General features: G+C 45.0%; 22 protein-coding genes, 4 tRNA genes and 1 other annotated feature. Of the genes, 12 read left to right on the top strand and 14 right to left on the bottom strand.

Going from position 1 to position 26,651, the window contains the following annotated elements; translation table 11 throughout:
• The first annotated feature begins 29 nt into the window (after positions 1–29).
• The 3 genes from CWO13_RS06635 (at position 30) to CWO13_RS06625 (ending at position 2,915) form a co-directional block, all read left to right on the top strand.
• Positions 30–542, top strand: coding sequence for a glycine cleavage system protein R (locus tag CWO13_RS06635; protein WP_019820630.1), 513 nt, complete (start codon positions 30–32; stop codon positions 540–542).
• A gap of 190 nt (positions 543–732) precedes the next feature.
• Positions 733–2,373 carry a DUF1566 domain-containing protein gene (locus CWO13_RS06630; protein WP_102432890.1) on the top strand — a complete coding sequence of 547 codons (1,641 nt, stop codon included), beginning with the start codon at positions 733–735 and terminating at the stop codon, positions 2,371–2,373.
• On the top strand, positions 2,373–2,915 hold the full coding sequence (locus CWO13_RS06625) for an Lcl C-terminal domain-containing protein (protein ID WP_102432891.1): 543 nt from the start codon (positions 2,373–2,375) through the stop codon (positions 2,913–2,915). Before CWO13_RS06630 ends, CWO13_RS06625 begins: the two co-directional genes overlap by 1 nt.
• 66 nt (positions 2,916–2,981) lie before the next feature.
• Here CWO13_RS06625 and nspC read toward each other — a convergent pair whose 3' ends face one another.
• The 10 genes from nspC to uvrY form a co-directional block, all read right to left on the bottom strand.
• On the bottom strand, positions 2,982–4,115 hold the full coding sequence (gene nspC / locus CWO13_RS06620; protein WP_048664720.1) for a carboxynorspermidine decarboxylase: 1,134 nt from the start codon (positions 4,113–4,115) through the stop codon (positions 2,982–2,984).
• 171 nt (positions 4,116–4,286) lie between these two features.
• A complete protein-coding gene (locus CWO13_RS06615) occupies positions 4,287–5,537 on the bottom strand; it encodes a carboxynorspermidine synthase (RefSeq protein ID WP_019820628.1) in 1,251 nt (416 codons plus the stop codon).
• 8 nt (positions 5,538–5,545) lie between these two features.
• On the bottom strand, positions 5,546–8,485 hold the full coding sequence (locus CWO13_RS06610; RefSeq protein ID WP_181359909.1) for a pyridoxal phosphate-dependent class III aminotransferase: 2,940 nt from the start codon (positions 8,483–8,485) through the stop codon (positions 5,546–5,548).
• Between the two features lie 875 nt (positions 8,486–9,360).
• Positions 9,361–9,436 (bottom strand) — tRNA-Gly (locus tag CWO13_RS06605).
• A 32-nt stretch (positions 9,437–9,468) separates the two neighbouring features.
• Positions 9,469–9,555 (bottom strand) — tRNA-Leu (locus CWO13_RS06600).
• Between the two features lie 80 nt (positions 9,556–9,635).
• Positions 9,636–9,711, bottom strand: a tRNA-Gly gene (locus CWO13_RS06595).
• A 36-nt stretch (positions 9,712–9,747) separates the two neighbouring features.
• Positions 9,748–9,821: transfer RNA gene (locus tag CWO13_RS06590), tRNA-Cys, on the bottom strand.
• A 266-nt stretch (positions 9,822–10,087) separates the two neighbouring features.
• On the bottom strand, positions 10,088–10,645 hold the full coding sequence (gene pgsA / locus CWO13_RS06585) for a CDP-diacylglycerol--glycerol-3-phosphate 3-phosphatidyltransferase (RefSeq protein ID WP_048659595.1): 558 nt from the start codon (positions 10,643–10,645) through the stop codon (positions 10,088–10,090).
• Positions 10,646–10,691: 46 nt separating this feature from the next.
• Positions 10,692–12,524, bottom strand: a complete 1,833-nt coding sequence (uvrC, locus tag CWO13_RS06580) for an excinuclease ABC subunit UvrC (protein WP_102432892.1) — start codon at positions 12,522–12,524, stop codon at positions 10,692–10,694.
• A 15-nt stretch (positions 12,525–12,539) separates the two neighbouring features.
• A complete protein-coding gene (gene uvrY, locus CWO13_RS06575) occupies positions 12,540–13,184 on the bottom strand; it encodes a UvrY/SirA/GacA family response regulator transcription factor (RefSeq protein ID WP_004729778.1) in 645 nt (214 codons plus the stop codon).
• A 426-nt stretch (positions 13,185–13,610) separates the two neighbouring features.
• On the opposite strand from uvrY, the gene CWO13_RS06570 reads away from it, so the two are divergent.
• A complete protein-coding gene (locus tag CWO13_RS06570; RefSeq protein WP_102432893.1) occupies positions 13,611–15,974 on the top strand; it encodes a DNA polymerase II in 2,364 nt (787 codons plus the stop codon).
• Between the two features lie 85 nt (positions 15,975–16,059).
• On the opposite strand, the gene CWO13_RS06565 is transcribed toward CWO13_RS06570, so the two are convergent.
• Positions 16,060–16,827 carry a nucleotidyltransferase gene (locus CWO13_RS06565; protein WP_048659598.1) on the bottom strand — a complete coding sequence of 256 codons (768 nt, stop codon included), beginning with the start codon at positions 16,825–16,827 and terminating at the stop codon, positions 16,060–16,062.
• Between the two features lie 137 nt (positions 16,828–16,964).
• Between CWO13_RS06565 and efpL the strand changes: the two genes are divergently transcribed.
• From efpL to CWO13_RS06550, 3 genes are all read left to right on the top strand, one after another.
• Positions 16,965–17,534, top strand: a complete 570-nt coding sequence (efpL, locus tag CWO13_RS06560) for an elongation factor P-like protein EfpL (RefSeq protein ID WP_017055115.1) — start codon at positions 16,965–16,967, stop codon at positions 17,532–17,534.
• A 10-nt stretch (positions 17,535–17,544) separates the two neighbouring features.
• Complete coding sequence (locus CWO13_RS06555; RefSeq protein WP_004741258.1) at positions 17,545–17,874, top strand: HI1450 family dsDNA-mimic protein; 330 nt, start codon at positions 17,545–17,547, stop codon at positions 17,872–17,874.
• A gap of 147 nt (positions 17,875–18,021) precedes the next feature.
• Positions 18,022–18,504 (top strand): RNA methyltransferase, encoded by a 483-nt coding sequence (locus CWO13_RS06550; RefSeq protein ID WP_017629620.1) that lies wholly within the window; start codon positions 18,022–18,024, stop codon positions 18,502–18,504.
• A gap of 225 nt (positions 18,505–18,729) precedes the next feature.
• Here CWO13_RS06550 and rluB read toward each other — a convergent pair whose 3' ends face one another.
• The 3 genes from rluB to rnm all read right to left on the bottom strand — a co-directional run bounded on the left by rluB (position 18,730) and on the right by rnm (position 21,461).
• Positions 18,730–19,764 carry a 23S rRNA pseudouridine(2605) synthase RluB gene (gene rluB, locus CWO13_RS06545; protein ID WP_017055112.1) on the bottom strand — a complete coding sequence of 345 codons (1,035 nt, stop codon included), beginning with the start codon at positions 19,762–19,764 and terminating at the stop codon, positions 18,730–18,732.
• Positions 19,765–19,923: 159 nt separating this feature from the next.
• Positions 19,924–20,544, bottom strand: coding sequence for an L-threonylcarbamoyladenylate synthase (locus CWO13_RS06540; protein ID WP_009848751.1), 621 nt, complete (start codon positions 20,542–20,544; stop codon positions 19,924–19,926).
• 62 nt (positions 20,545–20,606) lie between these two features.
• Complete coding sequence (rnm, locus tag CWO13_RS06535; RefSeq protein ID WP_017061496.1) at positions 20,607–21,461, bottom strand: RNase RNM; 855 nt, start codon at positions 21,459–21,461, stop codon at positions 20,607–20,609.
• Positions 21,462–21,581: 120 nt separating this feature from the next.
• Here rnm and CWO13_RS06530 point away from each other — a divergent pair, with 120 nt between their 5' ends.
• From CWO13_RS06530 to trpCF, 5 genes are all read left to right on the top strand, one after another.
• Entirely contained in the window at positions 21,582–21,707 is a 126-nt protein-coding gene (locus CWO13_RS06530; RefSeq protein WP_009848753.1) for a trp operon leader peptide, read from the top strand.
• Positions 21,654–21,768: a sequence feature (Trp leader region), on the top strand. Its footprint overlaps the gene before it by 54 nt.
• A gap of 125 nt (positions 21,769–21,893) precedes the next feature.
• Entirely contained in the window at positions 21,894–23,483 is a 1,590-nt protein-coding gene (locus CWO13_RS06525) for an anthranilate synthase component 1 (protein WP_108082659.1), read from the top strand.
• A gap of 2 nt (positions 23,484–23,485) precedes the next feature.
• Complete coding sequence (locus CWO13_RS06520; RefSeq protein ID WP_048659603.1) at positions 23,486–24,094, top strand: aminodeoxychorismate/anthranilate synthase component II; 609 nt, start codon at positions 23,486–23,488, stop codon at positions 24,092–24,094.
• A gap of 9 nt (positions 24,095–24,103) precedes the next feature.
• Entirely contained in the window at positions 24,104–25,099 is a 996-nt protein-coding gene (trpD, locus tag CWO13_RS06515) for an anthranilate phosphoribosyltransferase (protein WP_102480540.1), read from the top strand.
• A gap of 25 nt (positions 25,100–25,124) precedes the next feature.
• Positions 25,125–26,564, top strand: a complete 1,440-nt coding sequence (trpCF, locus tag CWO13_RS06510; RefSeq protein ID WP_108082658.1) for a bifunctional indole-3-glycerol-phosphate synthase TrpC/phosphoribosylanthranilate isomerase TrpF — start codon at positions 25,125–25,127, stop codon at positions 26,562–26,564.
• Positions 26,565–26,651 lie beyond the last annotated feature (87 nt).

Here is a 26,651-nt window from a genome sequence, read left to right as displayed (position 1 = left end):
AACAAATCATTGAAACTTTGGGGGCTGATATGAACAGTACATTTATCGTAAACTTTATCGGAAAAGCATCACCAACAACAATCAAACAGCTTGCTGCGGTTACTCACGAAAACGACGGAAAATGGCTCATCAGTAAAGTGAACTTTATTGAAGACCAAGTCGCAGGCGTACTCAAGGTTCAACTTCCAGCCATCAACGAATCGATTGTTAAAGAGGCTTTCAGCGCCAATCCAGATCTCATCGTACAATTTGTCGATTCAGATCATACGCATAATGTCCAAGACACAATCCATCACCTAAGACTCGATTCTAACGACCGAGCAGGTATCGTCAATGAAGTGACACATGTATTAGATAGACAAGGGATCAGTATTCTAGACATGGACTGTCACCGAGTCTTCATTGCAGGCGGCGGTGGTGTAAGCTCAAGCCTATTCACTTCAAAAATAGCGGTTAAGCTGCCAATCGAAGTTCAAATCGATGATGTAGTTAATGAACTCGAAACACTCAGTGAAGACACTCGTGTGATGATTGAAAGCTAATTTAACTTACCTCCTGACGATACCTTGATCGTTGGGAGGTCACCTAATAAATAAGACCTCTCTTACATTACTTACAAAAAAAACCATCAAAACACCTAAAATACATAGCGACAGCATATGAAATTAAGCATTTATATAATTTTTTTGATACGATAGATATCTTATATAATTTAGTAGCTTAGGTTCACACATGGAAAGAAAAAGGTCGAGTTGGCAGCTCAATGTCATCTCAGCAATCCTTCTTACGACACTGTTTAGCGGTTGCAAAAGTGGTCATGAAAATAACGATAGTGGAACAACGACTACGGGAACAACTTCAAGTACGTCATCTTCTCCTATTACGCTTAGCATCCCAAGTAGTGTCTCATTTTCTGAACCACAATCAGGGTCGAAAACAGAATCCATTACCGTTTCTCTTTCCGAAGCATTAGCTCAAGAACTCACCTTAACTATCTTAACTAGTGACGTGACAACTCACTCTAATGGCACCTTCAAAAACTACGATGCTATATCAAGTCAAAACGTCAAAATTGCGGCAGGTGTAACCAGCGCAGCTCTACCACTAAACCTTATACACAATAATCTGTATGAGGGCAGTAAAACACTTCATTACTCTATTAGCGCAGATAACAGTACAAATTACACTCTTTCAAACGAACGAACTGTAGTAACCATTGATGATAGCGATACTCAACCAACAGTTAGTTTTAGTAACGACTTAAGTACCGTTGTAGAAGGTGACAGCATTATTCAACAAGCTGTTTTGAGTCATTACACATCTCAAGATGTAACACTTACCTTAACTCAAACTGGTATTGCCGCGCCTGAGGACTTTACTGTTGATATATCAGAGTTAACTCTTAAATTGCCAGCAGAAACCCTATCAACAAATATCACTTTTTCTGCTCGTGATGATAGCTTCGATGAAGGTGGCGAATCGGTAATCTACACGATAGCTTCCGTTGGTAACGCGACTATCGATTCGAGTAAAAACACTCTCGCGTTCTATATTCCGGGGCAGAAAAGTTTTAATGATACTGGGTATGTCACTTATTTTGATGGAACAGACTACGACAGCGTCACTCCTCCAGTATCACATCCAAATCAAGATGCCGATTTTGGTTTAGATGTCACAAATGGAAGTGAACATTCGGATGGGGGATATGGCTTCCGCTACACCAAGCTAGATGCTCACGGGAACCCTCTAATACCTAGCTCTACTGATTGGCGCTGTGTTAAAGATGAGCATACCGGATTATATATTGAAGCAAAACAAGATCCGGTAGCACTGCCGAGTCAGTCCGCGGTCGATACCTGGGTTAAGAACCATAAAGACAACCCTGATGCCCACCCTTATCCATGGGACAGTCAATCAAGCTCATGGCGAAGCGCTTCGTACACATATACTTGGCACGACTCTGATAATACAACCAATGGTGGCTATGCAGGAGCACGCAATGATCTATTGTACAGCGTCGGCCCGATCTCTTCTCAATGTGCATACATTAACGATGGTTCAGGAAGTAACTACTGTAATACAAGTAGTTATATTAGTAGTCTAAACAGTCGCTCTATTTGCGGTATTACAGATTGGCGCTTACCTTCACCTGTTGAAGCTCGTTCATTTATCAACTTCAATGTCGGCACTGCACCAGTAGGAGCCATTGATTTCTTTCCTAATCTTGGAGACCGACTCTTCACGCACTCTAGCTCTGTTAAACAAGATGGTAGTGCTAGATGTATCGACTCTCAAAATGGAGAGCTTGAGCTTTGTAATAAAAACATCGCAGGCTCAACAGGAATTGTGGCTGTAAGTGGAGGTATTGAGTAATGAAACTAAAACTATGCTTAGGTGTAATTGCCTCTCTGTTAAGTGCAAATGCCATCGCGCAAACCTGCGTGCAAACTCAAACTCCCTCTCACCAAGACGGGCAATTTATTGACCGTAAAGATGGGACATTACTCGACGTAACGACTAATTTGCTTTGGTCAAAATGCAACCTAGGCGAAATCTACAATCAATCCAATGACACATGTGATGGTACCGCGATTAAATATCAAAATTGGCAGGATGCACTTATCGCAACTGAAGATTCGAATCTGACCACTATCGCAGGTCAGGTTGGTTTTAGGTTGCCTAATATCAAAGAGTTAAGTTCAATCGTTGACTATAGCTGTACTAGACCAGCAATCAACCTGACACACTTCCCGACTACAACCAACGAACCATATTGGACTAATACTCCTGACGCTCATAAAATCAACAGTGACTATGATGGTTTAATTATTGATTTTGAAGAAGCTTTAGAAGTCATTACAGACCCAGATGATATTCCACATCCTCTTGTTCGCTTAGTGAAAACATTTAATTAGGTTTATCACTGTACAGAACAAAAGAGCAGCTCATCGGCTGCTCTTTTGTTCTAATGCAATGTTCAGTTACTTAATCGACCATTGTGATAATGAGCGTTTGAAGTCTTCATAGCCGAATTCATTTAGCTTCTGAACTTCACCACTGCTGCGTTCGCAGTAGATTGATGGCATTTTCAGACCATTGAACCAGTTCAGTTTCACCATGGTGTAACCTGCACTATCCAATAGGTGAAGCTTTTGACCTATTTTCAGCGGCTCGTCAAAGCTTGTTTCACAAAACTGATCGCCCGCCAGACATGAACACGAACCAATCACGTAGTCATGACTTCCGTTTTCAGACGCTTCTAATACCGATGCAGGCTCGTTGTAGATAAGCGTGTCAAGGCGGTGAGCCTCGGTAGCTGAATCCACAATCGCCGTTTTCTTCACGTTCTCAACAATATCAACCACTGTCACAACTAAATCTGTCGTTTTAGTGATGATAGCTTCACCCGGCTCAAGGTACATCTGCACGCCGTGTCTTTCAGAGAAGGCTTTTAGCGCAAGACCAAGTTTCTCGATGTCGTAGCCCGGCCATGTGAAGAACACGCCGCCGCCCATGCTCACCCAATCTAACTTATCTAGGTGATCCCCAAACTGTTCTGAGATTGAATCAAGCAAACCAATAAAGGCATCGACGTCTTTGTTCTCACAGTTCATGTGGAACATCACGCCATTAATCTCATCAAAGATTTCAGGCTTGATATGGTCAGCTTGTACGCCCAAACGCGAGAATTGACGCGCAGGGTTTGCTAAGTCTTGTCCTGCGTAGCTTACGCCCGGATTTAGACGTAAACCCAGCGAGGCTTTACCTTCAACAATATGACGGTAAGCTTCGAATTGGCTTTGCGAGTTGAAGATCATCTTGTCGCAAATATCCGCAACTTCTCTCACGTCATCTTCGCTGTAACCCACACTGTAAGCGTGCGTTTCACCGCCAAAGGTTTCATGACCAAGTTTTACTTCGTACGGGCCAGAGCTTGTCGTGCCATCGAGGTAAGGCTTGATGATGTCAAACACACCCCATGTAGAGAAACACTTCAGTGCCAATACTAGCTTCACACCTGAAATCTCTTTCAGCTGCTTCGCTTTCTCTAGATTCGCAATCAACTTGTCTTCGTTGATCATGAAATAAGGCGTTTTTAGTTCGTTGTTTTGCATGTTAATACCTTGCGGCCCTCGAGTTCACGAAGGCACATGATAATCGAACAAAGCCGACGCTAATGCATCGGCTTGTAGTTATACGTTCTCGTCATTCATATGACTTTGAATTGAATTCGCAGAGCTTTGACCTTGTCGCTAGGGCAACGCAACGAGGGCAAAGAGCCAAAATTACTTCAAAGTATGGATTAGAGGTAGACCTTGCCCAGGTTCTAGCTCTTGAACGTGCCAGTCTAGACCGATTTCAGGCATGGTTGCTAGGAACGGGTCTGGGTTTAGCTGTTCCATGTTGAACACGCCTTTATCAGCCCATTCACCACGGAAGAACTGAAGTGCAGCAGTAATTGCTGGAACACCGGTTGTGTAAGAGATCGCTTGGTGTTCTACGTCTTCGTAAGCCACTTCGTGGTCTGCGTTATTGTAGATGAATACGCTGCGCTCTTTGCCATCTTTCTTACCTTGAACCCAAGTACCGATACACGTTAAACCTGTGTAACCCGGAGCCAAAGACGTTGGGTCTGGCAATAGAGCTTTAAGAACATGTAGAGGTTGAACAACAGTGCCATCGTGCAGTGTTAGCGGATCTGGGCTCAGAAGACCGATATCACGCATGCAGTTGAAGTAGTTCAGGTAAGCATCACCAAAGCCCATCCAGAATTCGATACGCTTAGCTGGGATGAATTCCTTCATTGAACGAACTTCATCGTGCGCCATTGAGTAAACTTTGTGAGAACCACAGTTAGGGAAATCAAACTCAAGCATACGAGAGTGGCAAGGTACTTGTTTCCACTCTTCATTTTCCCAGTAGAAAGAATCACCTTGGATCTCAAGCATGTTCGTTTCTGGGTCAAAGTTTGTCGCAAACTTCTTACCATGATCGCCTGCGTTTACGTCCATTACGTCGATCGTATCGATTTCATCGAACAAGTGCTTAACCGCGTGCGCTGCAAATACTGAAACCACACCTGGATCGAAACCCGCACCAAGAATACCTGTGATGCCTGCTTCAGCAAACTTCTCACGGTAACCCCACTGCCAATCGTAAGCTTGTGGTACTTGTTGGCCTTCAGAACATAGGTCAACCGCTACCGATGTATCTAGGTAAGATACTTTTGCTTGGTAACACGCTTCCATGATCGCCATGTTTACCCAAGGAGGACCAGCGTTGATTACTAGGTCTGGTTTCACTTCGTTAATCAGAGTAACAAGTGCATCAACATCGTCAGCGTTTACTGCGCGAGCTTCTAGTTTTTTAGTTGAATCTTTAAGGTTGTTTTTACCTTTAATCGATTCGATGATTTTTTCACACTTCGCGATTGTGCGAGAAGCGATTGTGATATCACCCAGTACTTCGTTATTTTGTGCTGCTTTGTGTGCAACAACCCAACCAACACCGCCTGCACCAATTTGTAGAATAGCCATAGTATTAATTACCCTTGTTGTTCTGCTAGCTCAGTGGCTAGAGTTTGAATTTTGTTAATTAGAGATTTGAAATCTGATGTCTTTAGGCACGGATTCAAGATAGTGAATTTAAGCGCACTCTTACCATCCACGATCGTTTCACCCAATACTGCAACGCCACGAGTCAGCGCTTCCAGTCTTAGCGTTTGATTCAGTTTGTCTAAATCTAGCTCGCCGTTTGCTGACGGCTTAGATCGGAACAACACTGTTGATAGTGAAGGCTCCGCGAGTAGCTCTAAGTCAGCTTGGTTTTGAATCAGGTCTGCCACTTCTAGCGTTTGCTCAAGAAGATGGTCGTACATATCGCCCAACTGCTTTGGACCAACACTTTGCATAGTCATGAAGACTTTCAATGCATCAAAACGCTTAGTAGTCGCGATAGACTTATCGACTAAGTTCGGCAGCTCATCGTGTTCGCGGTTTAGGTAATCTGCGTGATGCAGAAGGTACTTAAAGTTCGCTTTGTCTTTCAACAACACCGCACCACAGCTGATTGTTTGATAAAAAAGCTTATGGAAATCGACACTTACAGAGTCCGCTTTCTCGATGCCTTGTAAACGAGCTTTATGGCTGCTTAAGATAAGCGCGCCACCGTAAGCACTGTCGACATGGAACCAAAGACCTTGTTGGCTTGCGATGTCTGCAATCGCATCAAGGTCGTCGATAGCACCGTGATCGGTTGTACCTGCTGTACCGACTACAGCAAAAGGAATCAGGCCTTGAGCTTTAAGTGCTTTGATTTCTGCGTCTAATAAATCCGGTTTGATGGTTCCGTTTGCGTATGTTTCAACGCAGCACACCGCGCTCTCGCCTAAACCAAGTAGTGAAGCGGACTTTTGAACCGTGAAATGAGATTTTTTTGAGCACAAGATACGAAGCTTGCTCGCGTAATCTGGTAAACCCAGCTTTTGGATTGAGTGACCATCGTGTTTATCAGCAATCCAGTCTCTTGCTAGCAATAATCCCATTAGGTTACTTTGCGTGCCGCCACTAGTGAAAACACCGTCCGCTTGGTCGCCAAGTTGGTACTTGTCACACATCCAATCAACCACTCGCTGCTCAACATAAGTCGCAGCAGACGCTTGGTCCCATGAATCCATTGATTGATTCAACGCCGCGATGATTGATTCCGCCGCTACCGAAGCCATAAGAGGAGGAGTGTGGAGATGTGCAATGCAGTCTGGGTGTTGCACGAAGATGGAGTTTGCAGCAACAAGGTCTGCAGTGCTATCTACAACATCAACCAAAGCGTGTTGATTGTTATCGAGGTCGACAGCTTTGATAGCGGCCTCTAGTACTTTAGGTTCTAGACCTGAGTATGGCGTTTCAACTTGCTCAAAAACCGCTTTCATCGCTTGAGTGGTTTGGTTCATCACGTTAGCGAATTCGTCGCTACCGCCTAAACCTGTCTGGATGAAATGCTTGTTCCATTCTTGGTTTGCTTGTTCGCTTGAAGCTGGGTCTTTTTGTAAACCACCACCTGCTGCGATGATCGCTTCTTCCATGACGCGCAATGCAAAGTCAATCTGCTCAAAAGAGATAATCATCGGTGGTAGGAAGCGAATCACAGAACCATCACGACCGCCCTTCTCGACCATCAAACCACGCTCTAGTGCTGCGCGTTGAATCGCTAGGGTGAGTTCACCGTCTGATTTCGGTTCACCAAATTTGTTAAGTTCGCCGCTTGGTTGCTTGATCTCAGCGCCAAGCATTAGACCTTTACCACGAACTTCAGCAATACAGTTAACGCGAGATTGAATCTTCTCAAGCCCATGACGTAAGTATTGGCCTGCGATGTTCGCGTGCTCAACCAACCCATCACGTTCGATGATTTCCAACGCCTTAGCGCCAGACACCATTGCCAATTGGTTACCACGGAAAGTACCAGTGTGCTCACCCGCTTTCCATGTATCAATGCTCTTATCGAATACAAGCAGCGACATAGGCAGTCCGCCACCAATCGCTTTAGACAAACATAAGATATCAGGGTTAACGCCTGACTCTTCAAACGCGAATCGATGACCTGTTTTGCCGACACCACACTGGATTTCATCAAAAATCAGTAGGATTCCGTGTTCATTACAGATGCGTCGTAAACCTTGTAGCCAAGACGCCGGAGCCGGAATCACACCGCCCTCTCCTTGCACAGGCTCAACGATCATCGCAGCCGGCTTCATGATGCCAGACTCGTCGTCGTTCAACATACGTTCGATATAACGAATGCTCGCGTTAGCCCCCGCTTCACCACCAATGCCAAACGGGCAACGAAGGTTGTATGGGAAAGGCATGAAATGTACGTCAGACATCAAACCGCTACGACGTTCTTTAGTACCTAGGTTACCCATCATACCCATGGTGCCGTTAGTCATGCCATGGTAAGCACCACGGAACGCAAACATGGTGTTACGACCTGTGGTTTGCTTAGCGAGCTTGATCGCCGCTTCCACAGCATCAGCACCAGATGGGCCACAGAATTGAAGAACTGAGTTATTTGAAAAGTCTTGAGGGAGAAAAGCTTTAACTCGCTTGATAAACGTCTCTTTTGCTTGAGTCGTGATATCAAGTGTTTGGTATGGCAAACCAGAATCGAGCTGGTCTTTAAGTGCTTGGTTAATCTCAGGGTGGTTGTAACCCAAAGAAAGTGTACCTGCACCGGCTAAGCAATCGAGAAACAGTTGGCCACGAGTATCTTCAACTAAAGCGCCACATGCTCGTTTAATAGCAATCGGCAGGCGTCTTGGGTAAGAGCGAACATCCGACTCATGCTGTTCTTGCTCTAGCAAAATAGCGTCAGGTGTTAGGTCGTACGTTCCCTCTAAGATAGGAACCATAGTTGAAAATGAATTTGCGATAGTATTGATATCGACTTCAAAGGCGGTAGTCATAAAAGTCCCCTTGAATGTGTTCATACTCACCTCCATCAGACGCAATTACCCACCAACTCTCGTTAAATTTGGAGAGAGTTCATAGTGAAGCACGCGTATTGTCTAGAAATGAGATATAGCTGTACGCTCGCATAAGTCAAATGACGAATACGAAATTAAGCCGTCTTAAGACAGCGATAAATTGTTAGCGTGAGCTCAAGGTTCAGTAATGCTACTGTTTTGAAGAATTGGACATTTTTGCAGGATCGGGCAGCTATGAGGAGCTGATCCCTTTGGAAATGCAGAGCTGATTAGCAATGTTGTAATTAGTGTGTTCAATGTTGGGTTTCCCATTAACATGGCGAACTGCGCCATAAGTATCCCGTCTATCAGCTAAAGGATTAGCCAATACCTACCCTACGTAATGTCCCAATCAGCAAGAATGGTCACTACGCGTATCCCCCAGAAGCAATCGTTGCTCTTCTTGAACATTGTTCATTCCGAGATTGCGCAGGAAAGTAACATAAAGTGAAATGAACGATCAATAGTTTTTAATAATAGCCTGATAAATAGCAGTGGTGGCTAAGCAATTGCTGAAAATATTGTCAGCAATATCGTTTAAGAAAGAGATCTCCGGTTCATTCGTTCCTCATGCCCGAGGATGACGACACAGGTATATAGGCGGTGTTAGTGATGGCTTGAAGCTGTGCCGCCTTTACATCATTCCCTGGTACGAGGAACGAGTTCATAGGGGATCTCGCTTTTAAAAACTAACTGTTCTAAACGAACTTAATTGCGAAATTTTGAAATAAAAATAGAAGTGAATTTTGAGTGTGGATTCAAACAACAAAAGTACAGATATGGAAACGCTGAACGCCAGAAACCAAAAAGCCCGAACATTTCTGTTCGGGCTTTTAATTTGGAGCGATACATCGGGTTCGAACCGATGACCTCAACCTTGGCAAGGTTGCGCTCTACCAACTGAGCTAGTATCGCATTTGCTTTATCAAGATAAAGACTTTAATAGATGGTGCCCCGGGCCGGACTTGAACCGGCACAGCGCGAACGCCGAGGGATTTTAAATCCCTTGTGTCTACCAATTCCACCACCAGGGCACGCAATTCTTTATTGCGATGCCGATTACTGAAAAGTAAAACACCATCTTAATGCTGACGCCAATCAACATTACAAAATTTGGAGCGATACATCGGGTTCGAACCGATGACCTCAACCTTGGCAAGGTTGCGCTCTACCAACTGAGCTAGTATCGCATTTTCATTCATATTCTTTCTAGAAGAAAGAGAGAATGGAGGCGCCTCCCGGAGTCGAACCGAGGTCCACGGATTTGCAATCCGCTGCATAGCCACTCTGCCAAGGCGCCTTAGTAACTCCAAGCGAATCGCTTATTGCCATCCTCTTGGGTACGGGATGCATTCTACGGATTCAGACGATTGAGTCAATATTATTTTTGTATTTTTAATTCGTTTGAATAGATTTCATACGAAACAGGCCAAATAGCTGACTTTATGTTCAAAACACACTGTGAGCGGGTTATTCAAAGGAGATCTATATCACATTAGATATCCGCTATTGGTGGCTTAACCTTAGGTTAAAGATCAAAAAAGCGAGCCTCAGCTCGCTTCTTCATCAATGATGTTTTTCGTCTAACAAATCGTCTTTAGCGGCCATCAAGTATTGCGCCATTGACCAGTAAGTAAGAACGGTTGCGACATAGAGTGCAATGTATCCTACCCAAACCATCCAGTCGTCATAGCGCCAGATAAGCACCCAAAGGGCGAACATCTGAGAAACGGTTTTGACTTTACCAACCCAAGATACCGCAACACTTGCACGTTTACCGATTTCAGCCATCCATTCACGAAGTGCTGAAATGATGATCTCACGAGCAATCATGGTCACCGCTGGAATCGTCACCCAGATTGAGTGGTAATGCTCAGTAATCAGGATAAGTGCCGTAGCAACCAACACTTTGTCAGCCACTGGGTCAATGAATGCGCCAAAACGAGACGTTTGCCCTAACTTGCGAGCCAGCATACCATCTAGCCAATCAGTAAAGCCTGCCACCCAAAACACCATCGCAGCAGCAAAAGGAGCCCATTGATAAGGTAGATAAAAAACGACAACGAATACTGGGATCAAAAATAGTCTCAGTAAGGACAAAATGTTAGGTATATTCAAACGCATATTATTGGGCTCTTATTAATTGCGCTTTAATGGTGCGGGATTTTTACTATTGTTTCAATGCTTGATAAATGTTTTCTGCCAAAGAATGACTAATGCCCGGCACTTTGGCTATTTCTTCGACAGTTGCACGCTTAAGTTCTTGTAAGCCACCCATATATTTCAGCAACGCTTGACGACGTTTAGGCCCTACCCCTTCAATTCCTTCCAAAGCACTGGTTCTACGTGTTTTGCCACGTTTAGCTCTATGCCCTGCAATCGCATGATTATGGCTTTCATCACGGATGTGCTGGATAAGGTGTAGTGCTGGCGCATCACTGGGTAAATTGAACTCTTCCCCTTCTAGGGTCACTAGAGTCTCTAAACCAGGTTTACGAGTCACGCCTTTCGCAATACCCATCATTCTTGGTCTAAACGGCCAATCCCCCCAATATTGAGAAATGATCTCATGAGCGCGGTTTAGTTGACCTTTGCCACCATCGATAAAGATAATGTCTGGGATCTTGTCGACATCGAGTTGCTTCGAATAACGCCTCTCAAGCGCCTGAGCCATCGCAGCGTAGTCATCACCACCGGTAATGCCGGTGATGTTGTAACGACGGTACTCCGGTTTAACCGGGCCTTCTTGATTAAATACCACACAAGAAGCTATTGTACTTTCACCCATGGTATGACTGATATCGAAACATTCCATTCGCTTGATAGCATCCATCGACAGCACTTCTTGAAGCTCTTTGAAGCGCTGATTAATCGTCATCTTGTGATTAATCTTGGTAGTAATAGCCGTCAATGCATTGGTGTTCGACAACTTAAGGTAACGACCTCGAGTCCCTGAAGGGTTGGTATTGAAGTGGATCTTACGACCCGCAACTTCACACAAAGCTTCTTGAATCGGTGTCACATCTTCCATCAAATCGGCATTGAGAATCAGACGAGTTGGGATGGTTCTCGCTTCATTATGCGCAAGATAGTATTGGCTTAGAAAACTCGAAAAGACCTCTTCTCGCACCGTATTGTTTGGAATTTTAGGGAAATGGCTTCTACTGCCTAAAACCTTGCCTTGGCGAATCATCAAGATATGAATACACGCTACGCCATTCTCTTGAGCAAAGCCCAACACGTCCATATCTTCCATTGAATCGTCAGATACATACTGTTGTTCTTGCACGCGTCGAATCGCTTGGATTTGATCACGGAAAGCGGCAGCTTGCTCAAAGCGAAGCTCTCGGCTTGCTGTGTCCATCTTTTCGATGAGCGTCTCAAGGACTAATTTATCCTTTCCTTGCAGGAACAGACGAACATAGTCGATAAGCTCGCTGTACTCTTCGTCAGAGATAATCGAGCTGACACATGGCGCAGCACAACGGCCAATCTGATACATCAAACATGGACGTGTTCTGTTGGCATAAACCGTATCTTCACACTGGCGGGCAGGAAAGATTTTTTGTATTAGGTGCAGCGTCTCACGCACAGCGCCGGAATCAGGATAAGGACCAAAATATTCACCTTTTTTCTTTTTAGCACCACGATGCATCGACAAACGAGGATGCTTGTGACCGCTAATAAAAATATAGGGATACGACTTATCATCTCGCAGAAGTACGTTGTATTTCGGTAGGTACTGCTTGATGTAGTTATGCTCAAGAATAAGAGCTTCGGTTTCCGTGTGCGTTACAGTGACATCGATCTTGTCAATATTGCTGACTAGAGCGCGTGTTTTTTCACTGTCGACTTTTTTACGAAAATAACTAGAAAGGCGTTTTTTGAGGTTCTTAGCTTTACCGACGTAGATAACGACAGCCTCGGCGTTATACATTCGATAAACGCCGGGCTGCTCTGTTACTGTCTTGAGGAATGAGACTGAGTCAAACAAGTTGGTCACTATACGATCTCAGTGTTAAAGGGTCTCAGTGTCTAACATTCCATGTCTAATCGCTAAATGCGTCAGCTCTACATCGCCACTGATATCCAGCTTGCTGAACAAACGGTAGCGGTAACTGTTGACTGTTTTAGGACTTAGATTGAGTTGTTCTGAAATATCCGTCACTTTCTGACCTTTGGTAATCATCATCATGATTTGAAGTTCACGTTCAGATAAGTCTGCGAATGGATTTTCAGACGCAGGAGAGAATTGGCTCAAAGCCATCTGCTGCGCAATTTCTGGTGAAATGTATCGTTGGCCACTGTTAACCACTCGAATTGCATTTACCATTTCATCCGGACCTGCCCCTTTAGTAAGGTAACCAGCAGCTCCAGCTTGCATCACTTTAGTTGGAAACGGATTTTCCGTATGAACAGTTAAAACGATGATTTTAACATCAGGGTTGAAACGCAAGATTTTCTTGGTTGCCTCTAAGCCACCAATACCAGGCATATTCATATCCATCAAAATAACGTCAGTATTGTTAGTACGACACCATTTTGCAGCATCTTCACCGCTTTCAGCTTCCCCTGCTACGTTCATTCCACGGACGTCTTCAATAATACGTCGTATCCCTGTGCGAACCAGCTCGTGATCATCTACAAGGAAAACATTTATCAAACTTGTATCTCCACACTATTAATTGGCTCTGCAACCACTGTGTCGTTTCATCTGTTTGAAACAATTGAACAAAGGAACAGTGGATCGCAGCATTGAGTACATCTTAACTTAATTACTAAAAAAAAGCTCTGTTGAATATGTGCTGAAACACGAACTTTAGCAAGTACTTATTAACAAATAAGCTAACTAAAACAACAAGCTTTTTCTAAAAATCAACCAGTTAAAACAACACCCAATAAAATTACACAAGATAAAGATATTTTCAATACCATTGAATAACCATTCGCGACAATTTCACTTATTTGCTTATACAGTCCCGTTATTTGCCTCTGTTAACTAGAATTTAGTTAGTATTTTTGCTGCCTGTTGTGCGCTAAGGGTCGCTAAGTGGTAGTATTCGATTCCCAATTTCAATAGGTTACTACATTGGATATTCAGCAAGGCTTTGTACTTACAAGACAAGCGAGAGATTTTTCAGGGCGCACGCAAATCGACTTGTGGTTAAGCACCCCTCAAGGCCCTACTCTGCTGACCATTCCAAATGAAAAACCTGTATTTTTTGTCGCTCAATCTGATTTAGAAGCATGTCAGACAATCGCAGCGAAAGAGTCGATTGATTGCCAATTTAAGCCTCTAGAACTAGCCACATTCGAGCAAACACCTCTCGCCGCGTGTTACACCTCGCTGTCGAGAAGTAGCTTTGGTTTAGCGCAAGCCTTTCACAGCGAAGACATCCAAACCTTTGAAAGCGATATTCGACTCGCCGATCGATTCTTAATGGAACGCTTTATCAAAGGAAGTATTGAGTTCACGGGTACCGCGGTACAAAAGAACCAGCATCGCAAAGTATCAAATGCGAAATGCCGAGCGGGCGACTACTTACCTAATCTATCTGTCGTCTCGCTTGATATTGAATGTTCAGAAAAAGGCGTGCTTTATTCGATTGGTCTAGACAGCCCAATGGATAGCCGAGTGATCATGGTCGGCGCCCCTCAAGAAGCCGGCACTAATATCCAGTGGGTTGCCAACGAAAAAGCTCTTCTTGAAGCCATGATTATGTGGTTCTCTGAATTTGACCCTGACATCATCATTGGTTGGAATGTTATCGACTTCGACTTTAGGCTGCTGCACAAACGTTCAGAATGGAACGAAGTGAAGCTAAATATCGGCAGAGACAATCAACCGAGCTTTTTCCGTAGCTCTGCACAGAATCAGCAGGGTTTTATCACTATCCCTGGGCGCGTTGTCTTGGATGGTATCGATATGCTTAAAACGGCAACCTACCACTTCCGGTCTTGGTCACTGGAGTCGGTATCGCAAGAGCTACTAGGAGAAGGTAAAGACATCCACAACGTTCATGACCGCATGGATGAGATTAACCGGATGTTTAAGTTCGATAAGCCTTCATTAGCTAAGTACAACCTTCAAGACTGTGTGTTGGTAAACCGAATCTTCGAACATACCCACCTACTCGATTTTGCGATTGAGCGTTCGCGACTGACTGGTGTCGAGCTTGATCGTGTTGGCGGTTCTGTTGCTGCTTTTACTAATTTGTACCTACCACAGATACACAGAGCGGGTTATGTCGCACCTAACTTAGAGCCTGAGAACTGGATTGCGAGCCCCGGTGGTTATGTGATGGATTCAATTCCCAACCTGTACGACTCTGTTTTGGTGCTCGACTTCAAGAGCCTATACCCATCAATCATCCGCTCGTTCCTGATTGACCCTATGGGATTAATCGAAGGGTTGAAGCTGGAACTAGGCCCAGACGAAAACCAAGCGGTCGAGGGCTTTAGAGGTGGTCAATTCCACCGTTCAATGCACTTTCTGCCAGAGATGATCGAAAACCTATGGGCTGCACGTGACGTGGCAAAGAAGAACAACGAGAAAGCGTTCTCTCAGGCGATTAAGATCATCATGAACTCATTCTATGGTGTGTTAGGTTCGTCCGGTTGTCGTTTCTTCGACACCCGGTTAGCGTCTTCGATTACCATGCGTGGACATGAGATCATGAAGCAAACTAAGGTTCTGATCGAAGACAAAGGCTATCAAGTAATTTACGGCGATACCGACTCAACCTTCGTGTCTCTGAACGGCAGTTATGACCAGCAAAAAGCAGACGAGATAGGGAATGAACTGGTCGCTTACATCAACGATTGGTGGACGAATCACTTAAAAGAGACCCACAACTTAACCTCAATACTTGAACTGGAATACGAAACTCACTATCGCAAGTTTCTAATGCCGACCATTAGAGGTTCAGAAACCGGCTCAAAGAAACGTTATGCCGGCCTAATCACTCAAGGCGACAAAGAGAAGATCATCTTTAAAGGCCTTGAAAGTGCTCGAACCGATTGGACACCTCTAGCACAGCAGTTTCAACAAACCCTATATGAGATGGTGTTTCATGACCAAGACCCTACCGACTATGTCAGACAGTTTGTAGATGAGACTTCAGCGGGTAAACATGACGATTTACTGGTTTACCAGAAGCGTCTGCGTCGTAAGCTACATGAATACCAAAAGAACATTCCGCCGCAGGTTCGTGCAGCTCGTATGGCCGATGAAATCAATGCTCAGTTAGGGCGCCCTCTTCAATACCAAAACAAAGGACGTATTGAATATTTGATTACTCTGAGCGGCCCTGAGCCTAAAGAGTATTTAAAGAGTGGTATTGATTATCAGCATTACATCGACAAACAGATTAAACCCGTCGCTGAAGCTATCTTACCCTTCATCGGGTTAGATTTTGAGAGAGTCAGTGGACAGCAATTAGGTTTATTCTAAGATTATTGTCGAGGTTTCATCAAAACAAAAAAGCAGAGGAATGTTCAATTCGCTCTGCTTTTTTATATCGATAGATTAAGAAGCTCTATCCGATTCTAAACTCGGTTTTCTGATATTGCTTAACTAACCACTCACCAAAGCCATCAAGAATACCGATCACCGAACGTTTCGGGATCGGTCTACCTGAGAGTAAAATGCCCAGCCTTTGAATTTCGACTTCTCTATCTGGGTGATACTTCAAGAACTGTTGACCACACTCTACAGGATCATCGAACCAATACTTATCGCGATACATCACCAAAGAGTAGCTTGCTCTTAGCAACTTCTTGGCAATGATCACTTGCGCGGCCACTTGTTGTTCTGGCGTTGTAGCTCGGGCAATCTTGTTGCGATACACCGCTAACCAGTTTTCCGCATCCATATTCCAATGCTTGGCAATTTCCCAACTCGTCTCAAAATCACCATAGCAATCTGACAAGTCTTCACCATGCACACACACGGCCAAATGCTTAAGCATAAAGCCCCAGGTGAAGATGTTGTCGAAATCGACTATCTCGCTCACCAAGGTGGTTTTAATCGCCACTTGAGTCACCTGTGGGAAGCTTTTTTGGAAGCGCCATTTAATGGTATTCAACAGCGTGGTTCGCTGGTCAGGAAACGGGCGGTGTGTCACCACAACCACATCAAGATTTGAGCGACCGACGACGGCTTGCTTGCGAGCAACACTGCCATAAATATAGACACTGTGTAGATTAGAACCTAATCCACCTTTTAAGAAGGTAATCAGATCGTTAACCACAGGTTGGAATTCAGGTTGAAAAGGCTGTGTTGGGTCAATAACAGGTAGCTGCATAGGTCGTTTCGGTAAATAAAATCATGATTTAACAGTAACTCTATGATCGCCTAGGTGACTTTATGATTCAAGCTATTCCTATTTATAGCATCTCCGAGATATAATCAGCGGATAGACCCACTAAGGACAAACACAAAATGCCTAGAGCAAGTGAAATTAAAAAAGGTTTTGCTATCACAGTAGAAAGCAAAACAGTGATCGTTAAAGATATCGAAGTAACAACACCAGGCGGCCGTGGCGGCCAAAAGATTTACCGCTTCCGTGGTAACGATGTAGCAACTGGCGTTAAAACTGAAGTTCGCCACAAGGCTGACGAAATTGTTGAAACTATTGACGTAACTAAGCGTGCAGTAATGTTCTCTTACGTTGATGGCAACGAGTATATCTTCATGGACAACGAAGATTACACACAATTCATCTTCAACGGTGAAACAATCGAAGACGAACTGCTGTTCATCAACGAAGAAACTCAAGGCATGTACGCGATTCTTATCGATGGCAACGCTGCAACGCTTGAGCTTCCAACATCTGTTGAGCTAGTTATCGAAGAGACTGATCCTTCAATCAAAGGTGCATCAGCGTCTGCTCGTACTAAGCCTGCTCGTCTTTCTACAGGTCTTACTATTCAAGTACCTGAATACATCGCGACTGGCGACAAAGTAGTAGTAAACACTGCTGAACGTAAATACATGAACCGCGCAAGCTAAGATACTTATTATGACCGAAGCTAACGACCTAATGTCTTATGACGACGCAATTGACACTGCATACGACATCTTCCTAGAGATGGCACCTGACAACCTAGAACCTGCAGACGTGATTCTTTTCACAGCTCAGTTTGAAGATCGTGGCGCAGCAGAGCTTGTTGAAACTGGCGATGATTGGGTTGAACATGTTGGCTTTGAAGTCGACAAAGAGATCTACGCTGAAGTGCGCATTGGTCTTGTGAATGAAGCTGATGACGTTCTAGACGACGTATTTGCTCGCATGCTAATCAGCCGTGATCCAGAGCATAAGTTCTGTCACATGCTGTGGAAGCGCGACTAGTACCGCTATTGACACTCATCTGCATGAGTAAACAAGTATTCATGTACGCGAGTTAAAAGTTAGCCGAGCCCATTGCTCGGCTATTTTTATCACGCTGTTTCTCATCATGACTACCTACTTTCATCATCAACGTTAGATTCACTGATTATGACCAAAGCAAAAACGGACACACAATCGAAAGGCTATGCCTGCATTGGCCTAGTTAACCCAAAGACGCCGGAAAACGTAGGCTCTGTAATGCGAGCAGCTGGCTGCTATGGCGCCAACTCTGTGTTTTACACGGGCACACGCTACGACCACGCGCGAAAATTCCATACCGACACCAAAGAGAAGCACCTAGCGTTGCCTCTAATTGGTGTTGAAGATCTGAAAGACATTATTCCTGTAGGCTGCGTACCTGTAGCTGTTGATCTGATTGAAGGTGCTAAGCCGCTACCTGATTACAAGCACCCACCACGCGCGTTTTACATTTTTGGCCCTGAAGACGGCACGCTAAAGAAAGAGATCACAGACTTCTGTCGTGAAACTATCTATGTTCCGACTAATGGCTGTATGAATCTAGCAGCATCAGTGAATGTTGTGCTTTACGACCGACTGGCGAAAGGCGATAACTTCTCGAATCATAAGTAGAAGAGATACGAGATACGAGATACGAGATACGAGATACGAGCAGATTATAGATGCGAAAAGCTCGCTTACTGTCGTTTATGGCAGCATGTTTTCGATACTCGATTACTCGCATCTCGCATCTCGCATCTTCTATTTGTTCAGACGTAAAAAAACCTGCTCAATGAGCAGGTTTTTTAGTATTCAGTGCTTTCAGCTAATGAAGCTTACGCGTAAGAACTTACGTAATTACTGACGTGTTCTTGGCTTAGCTGGTTTAGCCGGACGACCGTTGTTCAGTTTAGGCTTACTTTTGTTAGCCTGAGGTTTGCCTTTGTTTGCAGCTGGAGCGCTACGACCTGAATCAGGTGTTGTTGTACCGCGAGTTGCAGGCTTCTTGCGTTTAGTTTGGTTACTGCGGCCTTTTGGTGCGTTAGCACGCTCTTCGTGACGCTTAACAGCACGACGAATTTTTTGGCTACGAGAACGCTCACGCTTACGAGAAGTGTTTGAAGGATCAAGATCCAACAAAGTCTCTTTCTCTGGCTTAAGCTCAACAAGTTCACGCAAGTAGTTAACTTCTTGAAGATCTAGCTCTTTCCAACCACCACGAGGCAGTTTCTTATCAAGGTAGATATCACCGTAACGTACACGTTTCAGGCGGCTTACTGTTGTTTCTTGAGATTCCCAAAGACGACGAACCTCACGGTTACGACCTTCGTTAATCGCTACGTAGAAAGTATGGTTCATACCTTCACCACCAGCGTAAACCACATCTTCAAAACGAGCCATGCCGTCTTCTAGTTGTACGCCACGAGTAACGTTTTTAACTTTTTGCTCAGTCACTTCACCGAATACACGTACTAGGTACTCACGCTCAACCTGACGGCTTGGGTGCATTAGACGGTTTGCAAGCTCACCATCAGTAGTGAAAAGCAAAAGACCCGATGTGTTTGCATCAAGACGACCAACTGAAATCCAACGAGAACCACGGATCTTAGGTAGACGATCGAAAACAGTGCGGCGGCCTTCAGGATCGTGACGAGTACAAAGCTCACCTTCAGGTTTGTAGTAAGCAAGTACACGACAAACCACTTCTTCAGAAGCCTTGCCTGAAACAGTATGGCCATCGATACGGATCACTGAGTTCTCGTCTTCAAGACGCTCACCCAGTTTCGCAACTTGACCGTTAACACTTACACGACCAGATTTGATTAAACCTTCTAGTTCACGACGAGAACCGTGACCAGCTCGCGCTAAAACCTTCTGTAATTTTTCGCTCATTTACTCTTTTCTACCTAATTGTCGTCTTCACAGACGTCGAATGAATTTTTCGCGACCAAATCGCGGTCGCGTATTATCGCAAATAACCTGCCAAAAAGCACTTGTTATTTACTGTGGCAGGTTTACTGTATCGTTACAGACTGTTAATCAGTAAAGCGATTATTCAAACGGCGCAGGATCGCCCGCACCACGACGCAGAACTACGGCATCATCGTCACTGAAGTCAATAACCGTCGTCGGTTGCTCACCTAAGTAACCGCCATTCAAAATGACGTCAACTGCATGCTCTAGGCTGTCACGAATTTCTTCTGGATCCGACTCAGTCGTCTCGTTACCCGGAAGAATCAGAGACGTCGACATCAGTGGTTCGCCCATCGCTTCCAACAGGTCGAGTGCAATCTTGTTGTCTGGGACACGAATACCAATCGTTTTACGCTTGGCGTTCATCAAACGCTTTGGCACTTCTTTGGTTGCTTTAAAGATAAACGTGTAAGCACCTGGCGTGTGTGCTTTCAGCAGACGGAAAGCCACGTTATCAACGCGTGCATACAGTGATAATTCAGAAAGATCACGGCATAACAACGTGAAATTATGCTTGTCATCGATGCGACGAATTTTACAGATACGTTCAAGTGCTTGTTTGTTTTCAAGCTGACAGCCCAGCGCATAACCGGAATCTGTTGGATAAACCACAACACCGCCATTGCGAATAATCGCAACCGCTTGAGTAATTAAGCGTGCTTGTGGGTTATCTGGGTGTACATAAAAAAACTGGCTCATTATTGATCCTCGTTATCGAATCTCTCGACTCTATCATCAGAAGGAGCTGGTTCACCTAAAGACTATTCAGATGGTGAAACCGTTTGAAACTCCCAATCTTTCCATACTTCTTCGACCCCAGAAGGTAGCCAGAGATTACGTCCAAGTTCCATCCACGGAGATGGGTAATGGAAATCACTGCCTTGGGAGGCTAATAGTTTGTATTGTATAGCATAATCCGCGAGTGTGCGTCTTTCTTGTTGCGCTTGCTGAGGTTGAGCGACTTCCATCGCATCCCCTTTCGCTTCAACAAATGCAGCTAGCAGGCGCTTAACCCACTTGGCTGTAAGGCCATATCGCCCGGGGTGAGCAAGTACAGCTTGACCACCAGCGGCATGAATAGCCGTGACAGCATCACTCATTGAACACCAAGTTGGCGGCACATAACCTGGGTTATTACGAGTAAGAAACTTTTTAAACACCTGCTGCATAGTTTTCGCATAGCCATTGTCGACTAGCCACTTAGCAAAGTGAGCGCGAGTGATTGGTGCATCGCCAGCAATCAATTTAACTTCTTCTAACACCCCTTCACGAGTCGCTTTCTCAAGACGGTGAGCGATCATCTCAGCACGCCCAATACGGTGTTGCTTCTGTTGTTCAATGAGCGCTTTGAGTTCTGGTGACTCAGGATCAACGTTTAACCCAACAATATGGATATCTTTGTTTTGCCAAACAGTCGAAATCTCAATGCCGTTGATCAACTGAATCGGAAGGTTGTTATCAGCAATATAGCTGCGTGCTTCAGCAAGCCCATCAGTCGTATCATGATCTGTAATCGCTAGCGCTTCGATGTTAAAGCCAAGCGCTCGGTCAATTAGCTCAGGTGGAGTAAGTCGGCCATCTGAGGCTGTTGTATGACTATGTAGATCAATTCTCATATATTCTTTTTCATTGTTTTCAATTTTTATCGTTATATTTGTGTCAACACACTTGACCCGCAAGCGGAAAACTAGTTAACTAGTACACAAATACGAAGTATCACATTTGATAGGTTCACCATGTTACAAGAATTTAACCAAAACCATAAAGATAAAGTTTTAGAACTTTCTTCAGTAGAAGCAAGTTCAGAGCTTAATTGGTGGCGCACTTGGACAAGTTCTTGGTGGGCTAACGTGTACTTCTAGTTAAACAGTTTGTTTATAAAAAAGTTATCACTAAGCCCGCTTTCATAGCGGGCTTTTTAATTTGTCGAACATCTCACATTCAACTGACTAACAAATCATCGAATTGACCATATTCTAGATTGGGTGAAAGGTATCTTTATGCGACTATGTACGGCAGGAAATTTAAAGAATCATAAAGGAGGTCTTGTGAACAAGGCCATTGAAATCAAAAAGCTGGGAACCATTGAGGTCATCAATTCATCAGTTCCTTACTCGCAAGATCCAACCAGCGTTTTCCATACTCTGTGTGAAAACAAAACAGACAGTTTGCTGTTGGAATCGGCTGAGATTGAATCTAAACAGAACCTGACAAGCCTACTCCTTATCGACTCTGCTGTTCGCATCGTATGTCGCGGACATGAAGTAACCTTTCAAGCATTGACTGAAAACGGTCAAGCGCTAATTGAACACCTTACTCAAAACGTTAAAGCAGAAATTAAATCTGACCTGACTGATAACGTTTTGACGCTGACTTTTGTCGAGCCAAGCAATGAATTAGATGAAGACTCACGTTTAAGAGAAGCCTCTTCATTCGACGCACTGCGTTTAGTTCAGCACAGCTTTGAGCAAGACGCGGATAATAAACACGCGTTATTCATGGCGGGCTTATTCGCTTACGACATCGTGGCAAACTTTGAACCACTCGGTGATGCTGAAGCAACCAACAATTGTCCTGACTTTGTATTCTACGTTGCGGAAACACTGTTGCGTTTCGACCACCAAGAGAACGAAGGCCTACTTCATGCGAGCTTGTTCGCTCAAGATGAAAGCATCAAAGCGCAATTAACTGACCGCTTAGCCGATATTCAAACTCAGTGTCAGTCACTAAAAGCCATCACAGAAGTAACGCCGCTAGACAATGTTGAAGCGGTACCAAGCGTTTCAGATGAAGACTTCTGCCAAACGGTTCGTGATTTAAAAGAATACGTAGTTAAAGGCGATGTGTTCCAAGTGGTACCTTCACGCCGCTTTACTCTACCTTGCCCTGCTCCATTGGCAGCTTATAAAGAACTGAAACAAAGTAACCCAAGCCCTTACATGTTCTACATGCAAGACGAGCTATTTACTCTGTTTGGTGCATCTCCAGAAAGTGCGCTTAAGTACGAGACCGAAACCAACCAAATCGAGATCTACCCAATTGCTGGTACTCGCCGTCGTGGTAAGCGCCCAAATGGCCAAATCGATTTCGACCTAGACAGCCGTATCGAACTTGAATTGCGTACCGACAAGAAAGAAAACGCCGAGCACATGATGCTAGTAGACCTAGCGCGTAACGATGTTGCACGTATTGCAGAAGCAGGCACACGCCACGTGGCAGACTTGCTGAAGGTTGATCGCTACAGCCATGTGATGCACTTAGTTTCTCGTGTGGTTGGTCAACTACGTGAAGACTTAGACGCACTGCACGCTTACCAAGCTTGTATGAACATGGGCACACTAACGGGCGCACCAAAAATCCGCGCAATGCAGCTTATTCGTGACGTAGAAAAAACACGTCGTGGTAGCTATGGCGGTGCAGTCGGTTATCTAACCGGTGAAGGAACTCTGGATACTTGTATCGTAATTCGCTCTGCTTACGTTGAAGATGGCGTGGCACAAGTACAAGCTGGCGCTGGTGTGGTGTTCGACTCAGACCCACAAGCAGAAGCCGATGAAACTCGCGGCAAAGCACAAGCAGTCATCTCAGCGATTCAAGCTGCACATACTAAAACCATTTCTAACAAGAAGGAGTCGTAATCATGGCTGATATTGTATTCATCGATAACTTCGACTCGTTCACTTACAACCTGGTAGACCAGTTTCGTTCATTAGGTCACAACGTAAAGATTTACCGTAACAACATTCCGGCAAAGGTTGTTGAAGCGGCGATCAACGAACTAGACAACCCGGTTGCACTGCTTTCACCAGGCCCCGGCGCTCCAGCTGATGCGGGCTGCATGCCAGAGCTGATTCAGCTGCTAAAAGGTAAAGTACCAATGATTGGTATTTGCTTAGGCCACCAAGCGATTGTTGAAGCCTACGGCGGCACCGTTGCAGGCGCTGGCGAAATCATTCATGGTAAGGTGTCGCTGATGGAACACCAAAATCATGCGACTTACCAAGGCTTACCTTCTCCACTGGCTATCGCTCGCTACCACTCTTTGGTAGCAACGCATGTATCTGACAGCCTAACCGTGACAGCTGAAGTTGATGACTTGGTGATGTCTGTGGTTCAAGAACAAGACAAGGTTTGTGGATTCCAATTCCACCCTGAATCAATCATGACGACCTACGGTGCAACGCTTCTTGCGAACGCTATCGAATGGGCTCTTGAGAAACCTCTTCGTCTCGAAAAGACTGGAAAATAGGAAACGATCATGGAACAGATTAATAAACTTTACGAACAGCAGTCTCTTACTCAAGAAGAAAGCCAACAATTGTTTGATGTGATCATCAAGGGTGAACTTGACCCAATCTTGATGGCTTCTGCGCTGACTGCACTAAAAATCAAAGGCGAAACGCCCGATGAGATCGCTGGTGCGGCGAAAGCACTGCTTGCGAATGCAAACCCGTTCCCTCGCCCTGATTACGATTTCGCAGACATCGTAGGTACAGGTGGCGACGGTCACAACACCATTAATATCTCAACGACTTCTGCGTTCGTTGCCGCAGCGTGTGGCTTAAAAGTCGCGAAACACGGTAACCGCAGTGTATCGAGCAAATCGGGTTCTTCTGACCTACTGGATTCATTCGGTATCAACCTAGCGATGACAGCAGAGGACACACGTACGGCTGTTGATGAACTTGGCGTAGCATTCCTATTTGCTCCGCAGTATCACGTCGGTGTACGTCACGCGATGCCTGTTCGTCAAACAATGAAAACACGCACTATCTTCAACATCCTTGGTCCACTGATTAACCCTGCTCGCCCTAACATCGAGCTAATGGGTGTTTACAGTAAAGAGCTGGTGCGCCCTATCGCTGAAACCATGCTGCAAATGGGCATGAAGCGTGCAGCGGTTGTTCACGGTAGCGGCCTAGATGAAGTGGCGATTCATGGCGAGACCATCGTTGTTGAAATTAAAGATGGCGAGATTCACGAGTACACAGTGACTCCAGCTGACTTTGGTTTGAACACTCACCCTCTTGAAGCTATCAAGGGCGGCGAGCCAGAAGAGAACAAAGCCATCACAACCGATATCCTGACGGGTAAAGGCACTGAAGCCCAAGTTGGCGCAGTAGCGGTGAACGTTGCTCTATTGATGCGTCTATTTGGTCACGAAGACCTAAAAGCCAACGCGCAACAAGCCATTGATGCGATGAACTCTGGCAAAGCATACGAGCTTGTACAAAAGCTTGCTGCGCACGCCTAACGAACGACGAGTTGAGACAAAGAACATGACACAGACTACCGATAAACTGTCGACCCACGTTTCAGTCAAAGAAGCTGAAATGGCGGAAGTACTAGCAAAAATCGTTCGTGATAAATACCAATGGGTTGAAGCGCGTAAGCAAACTCAACCATTGGACGAGTTTAAAGCAGCGTTAACCGCAACAGACCGCAGCTTTTATGATGCACTGAGCGGCGAACAGACGGTTTTCATTACTGAATGTAAGAAAGCCTCTCCGTCAAAAGGTTTGATCCGTGACGAGTTTGACCTGGACTACATTGCATCGGTTTACAACAACCACGCTAATGCGATTTCAGTTCTGACCGACGAGAAATACTTCCAAGGTGACTTTGAGTTTTTACCTAAGGTTCGCAGCATTGCTAAGCAACCAATCCTGTGTAAAGACTTCATGGTTGATACCTACCAAGTTTACTTAGCTCGTCACTATTCAGCTGATGCTATCTTGTTGATGCTATCGGTATTAGATGATGAAGAGTACAAAGCACTTGCTGAGGTTGCTCACTCACTCAGCATGGGTGTGCTTACTGAAGTCAGCAATGAAGAAGAGCTTCACCGCGCTGTGGCTCTAAACGCTAAGGTGATCGGCATTAACAACCGTAACCTACGTGACCTGTCGACGGATTTGAACCGTACCAAAGAGTTGGCTCCACTGATTCGCGAGCTGGCTCCAAACGCCATCGTGATTTCAGAGTCTGGTATCTACACCCACCAACAAGTGCGTGACCTTTCAATATTTGCAGATGGCTTCCTAATCGGCAGCTCTCTTATGGCTGAAAAGAACCTTGAACTTGCCGTTCGTAAAGTAACGCTGGGCGAAAACAAGGTGTGTGGTTTAACTCACTCTGACGATGCTGCCAAAGCGTATCAAGCGGGTGCGGTATTCGGTGGTCTGATTTTCGTTGAAGCGTCTAAGCGTCATTTGGATATCGAAGCGGCTCGTTTGACTATGAGCGGTGCACCGCTGAACTACGTGGGTGTGTTCCAAAACCACAGCGTGGCAGATGTGACTAACACGGTTTCTGAGCTCGGTTTGTTTGCTGTACAACTGCACGGTGATGAGTCTCAAGCGTATGTCGATGAGCTAAAACAATCACTGCCTGAAGGCATTGAGATTTGGAAAGCTTACGGTGTGGCTTCGGGCGCTGAGAGCGCGTTACCAGAATTACTGGAAAGCAACGTGACTCGTCACCTGCTAGATACTAAAGTGGGTTCGCAAACGGGTGGTACAGGCCAAGCGTTCGATTGGAGCCTGATCAACAACCAAAGCGCAATCATGTTGGCTGGTGGTCTAAACCCAAAAAATGCTAACCAAGCCGCTAAGTTGGGCTGCTTAGGATTAGACCTAAACTCTGGTGTTGAATCCGCTCCTGGTAAAAAAGACGCAGACAAACTGCAACGTGCTTTTGCAGCGATTCGTAATTACTAGTCTGGCTTTAAACGCAGAAACTAAAACATATTTGTGAGCTTTGCCTGAGCGAGGCTCAAACAAGACTAAACGACTTGGTGTGAAGAC

It is taken from the genome of Vibrio sp. ZF 223 (genome assembly GCF_003050585.1).
Taxonomy (GTDB): Bacteria; Pseudomonadota; Gammaproteobacteria; order Enterobacterales; family Vibrionaceae; genus Vibrio; species Vibrio crassostreae.
The sequence above is the reverse complement of the archived record's forward strand: the minus strand, read 5'-3'. Positions and strand labels throughout refer to the sequence as shown.

Bases quoted from the DNA above. Each gene is read 5' to 3' on its own strand.
- CWO13_RS06520 (WP_048659603.1), top strand. From the start codon at position 23,486: ATGGCTGATATTGTATTCATCGATAACTTCGACTCGTTCACTTACAAC.
- nspC (WP_048664720.1), bottom strand. From the start codon at position 4,115: ATGCAAAACAACGAACTAAAAACGCCTTATTTCATGATCAACGAAGAC.
- CWO13_RS06610 (WP_181359909.1), bottom strand. From the start codon at position 8,485: ATGAACACATTCAAGGGGACTTTTATGACTACCGCCTTTGAAGTCGAT.
- CWO13_RS06615 (WP_019820628.1), bottom strand. From the start codon at position 5,537: ATGGCTATTCTACAAATTGGTGCAGGCGGTGTTGGTTGGGTTGTTGCA.
- CWO13_RS06630 (WP_102432890.1), top strand. From the start codon at position 733: ATGGAAAGAAAAAGGTCGAGTTGGCAGCTCAATGTCATCTCAGCAATC.
- trpD (WP_102480540.1), top strand. From the start codon at position 24,104: ATGGAACAGATTAATAAACTTTACGAACAGCAGTCTCTTACTCAAGAA.
- CWO13_RS06540 (WP_009848751.1), bottom strand. From the start codon at position 20,544: ATGAGCCAGTTTTTTTATGTACACCCAGATAACCCACAAGCACGCTTA.
- CWO13_RS06635 (WP_019820630.1), top strand. From the start codon at position 30: ATGAACAGTACATTTATCGTAAACTTTATCGGAAAAGCATCACCAACA.
- trpCF (WP_108082658.1), top strand. From the start codon at position 25,125: ATGACACAGACTACCGATAAACTGTCGACCCACGTTTCAGTCAAAGAA.
- rluB (WP_017055112.1), bottom strand. From the start codon at position 19,764: ATGAGCGAAAAATTACAGAAGGTTTTAGCGCGAGCTGGTCACGGTTCT.
- CWO13_RS06550 (WP_017629620.1), top strand. From the start codon at position 18,022: ATGACCAAAGCAAAAACGGACACACAATCGAAAGGCTATGCCTGCATT.
- CWO13_RS06625 (WP_102432891.1), top strand. From the start codon at position 2,373: ATGAAACTAAAACTATGCTTAGGTGTAATTGCCTCTCTGTTAAGTGCA.
- CWO13_RS06555 (WP_004741258.1), top strand. From the start codon at position 17,545: ATGACCGAAGCTAACGACCTAATGTCTTATGACGACGCAATTGACACT.
- pgsA (WP_048659595.1), bottom strand. From the start codon at position 10,645: ATGCGTTTGAATATACCTAACATTTTGTCCTTACTGAGACTATTTTTG.
- rnm (WP_017061496.1), bottom strand. From the start codon at position 21,461: ATGAGAATTGATCTACATAGTCATACAACAGCCTCAGATGGCCGACTT.
- CWO13_RS06565 (WP_048659598.1), bottom strand. From the start codon at position 16,827: ATGCAGCTACCTGTTATTGACCCAACACAGCCTTTTCAACCTGAATTC.
- efpL (WP_017055115.1), top strand. From the start codon at position 16,965: ATGCCTAGAGCAAGTGAAATTAAAAAAGGTTTTGCTATCACAGTAGAA.
- CWO13_RS06530 (WP_009848753.1), top strand. From the start codon at position 21,582: ATGTTACAAGAATTTAACCAAAACCATAAAGATAAAGTTTTAGAACTT.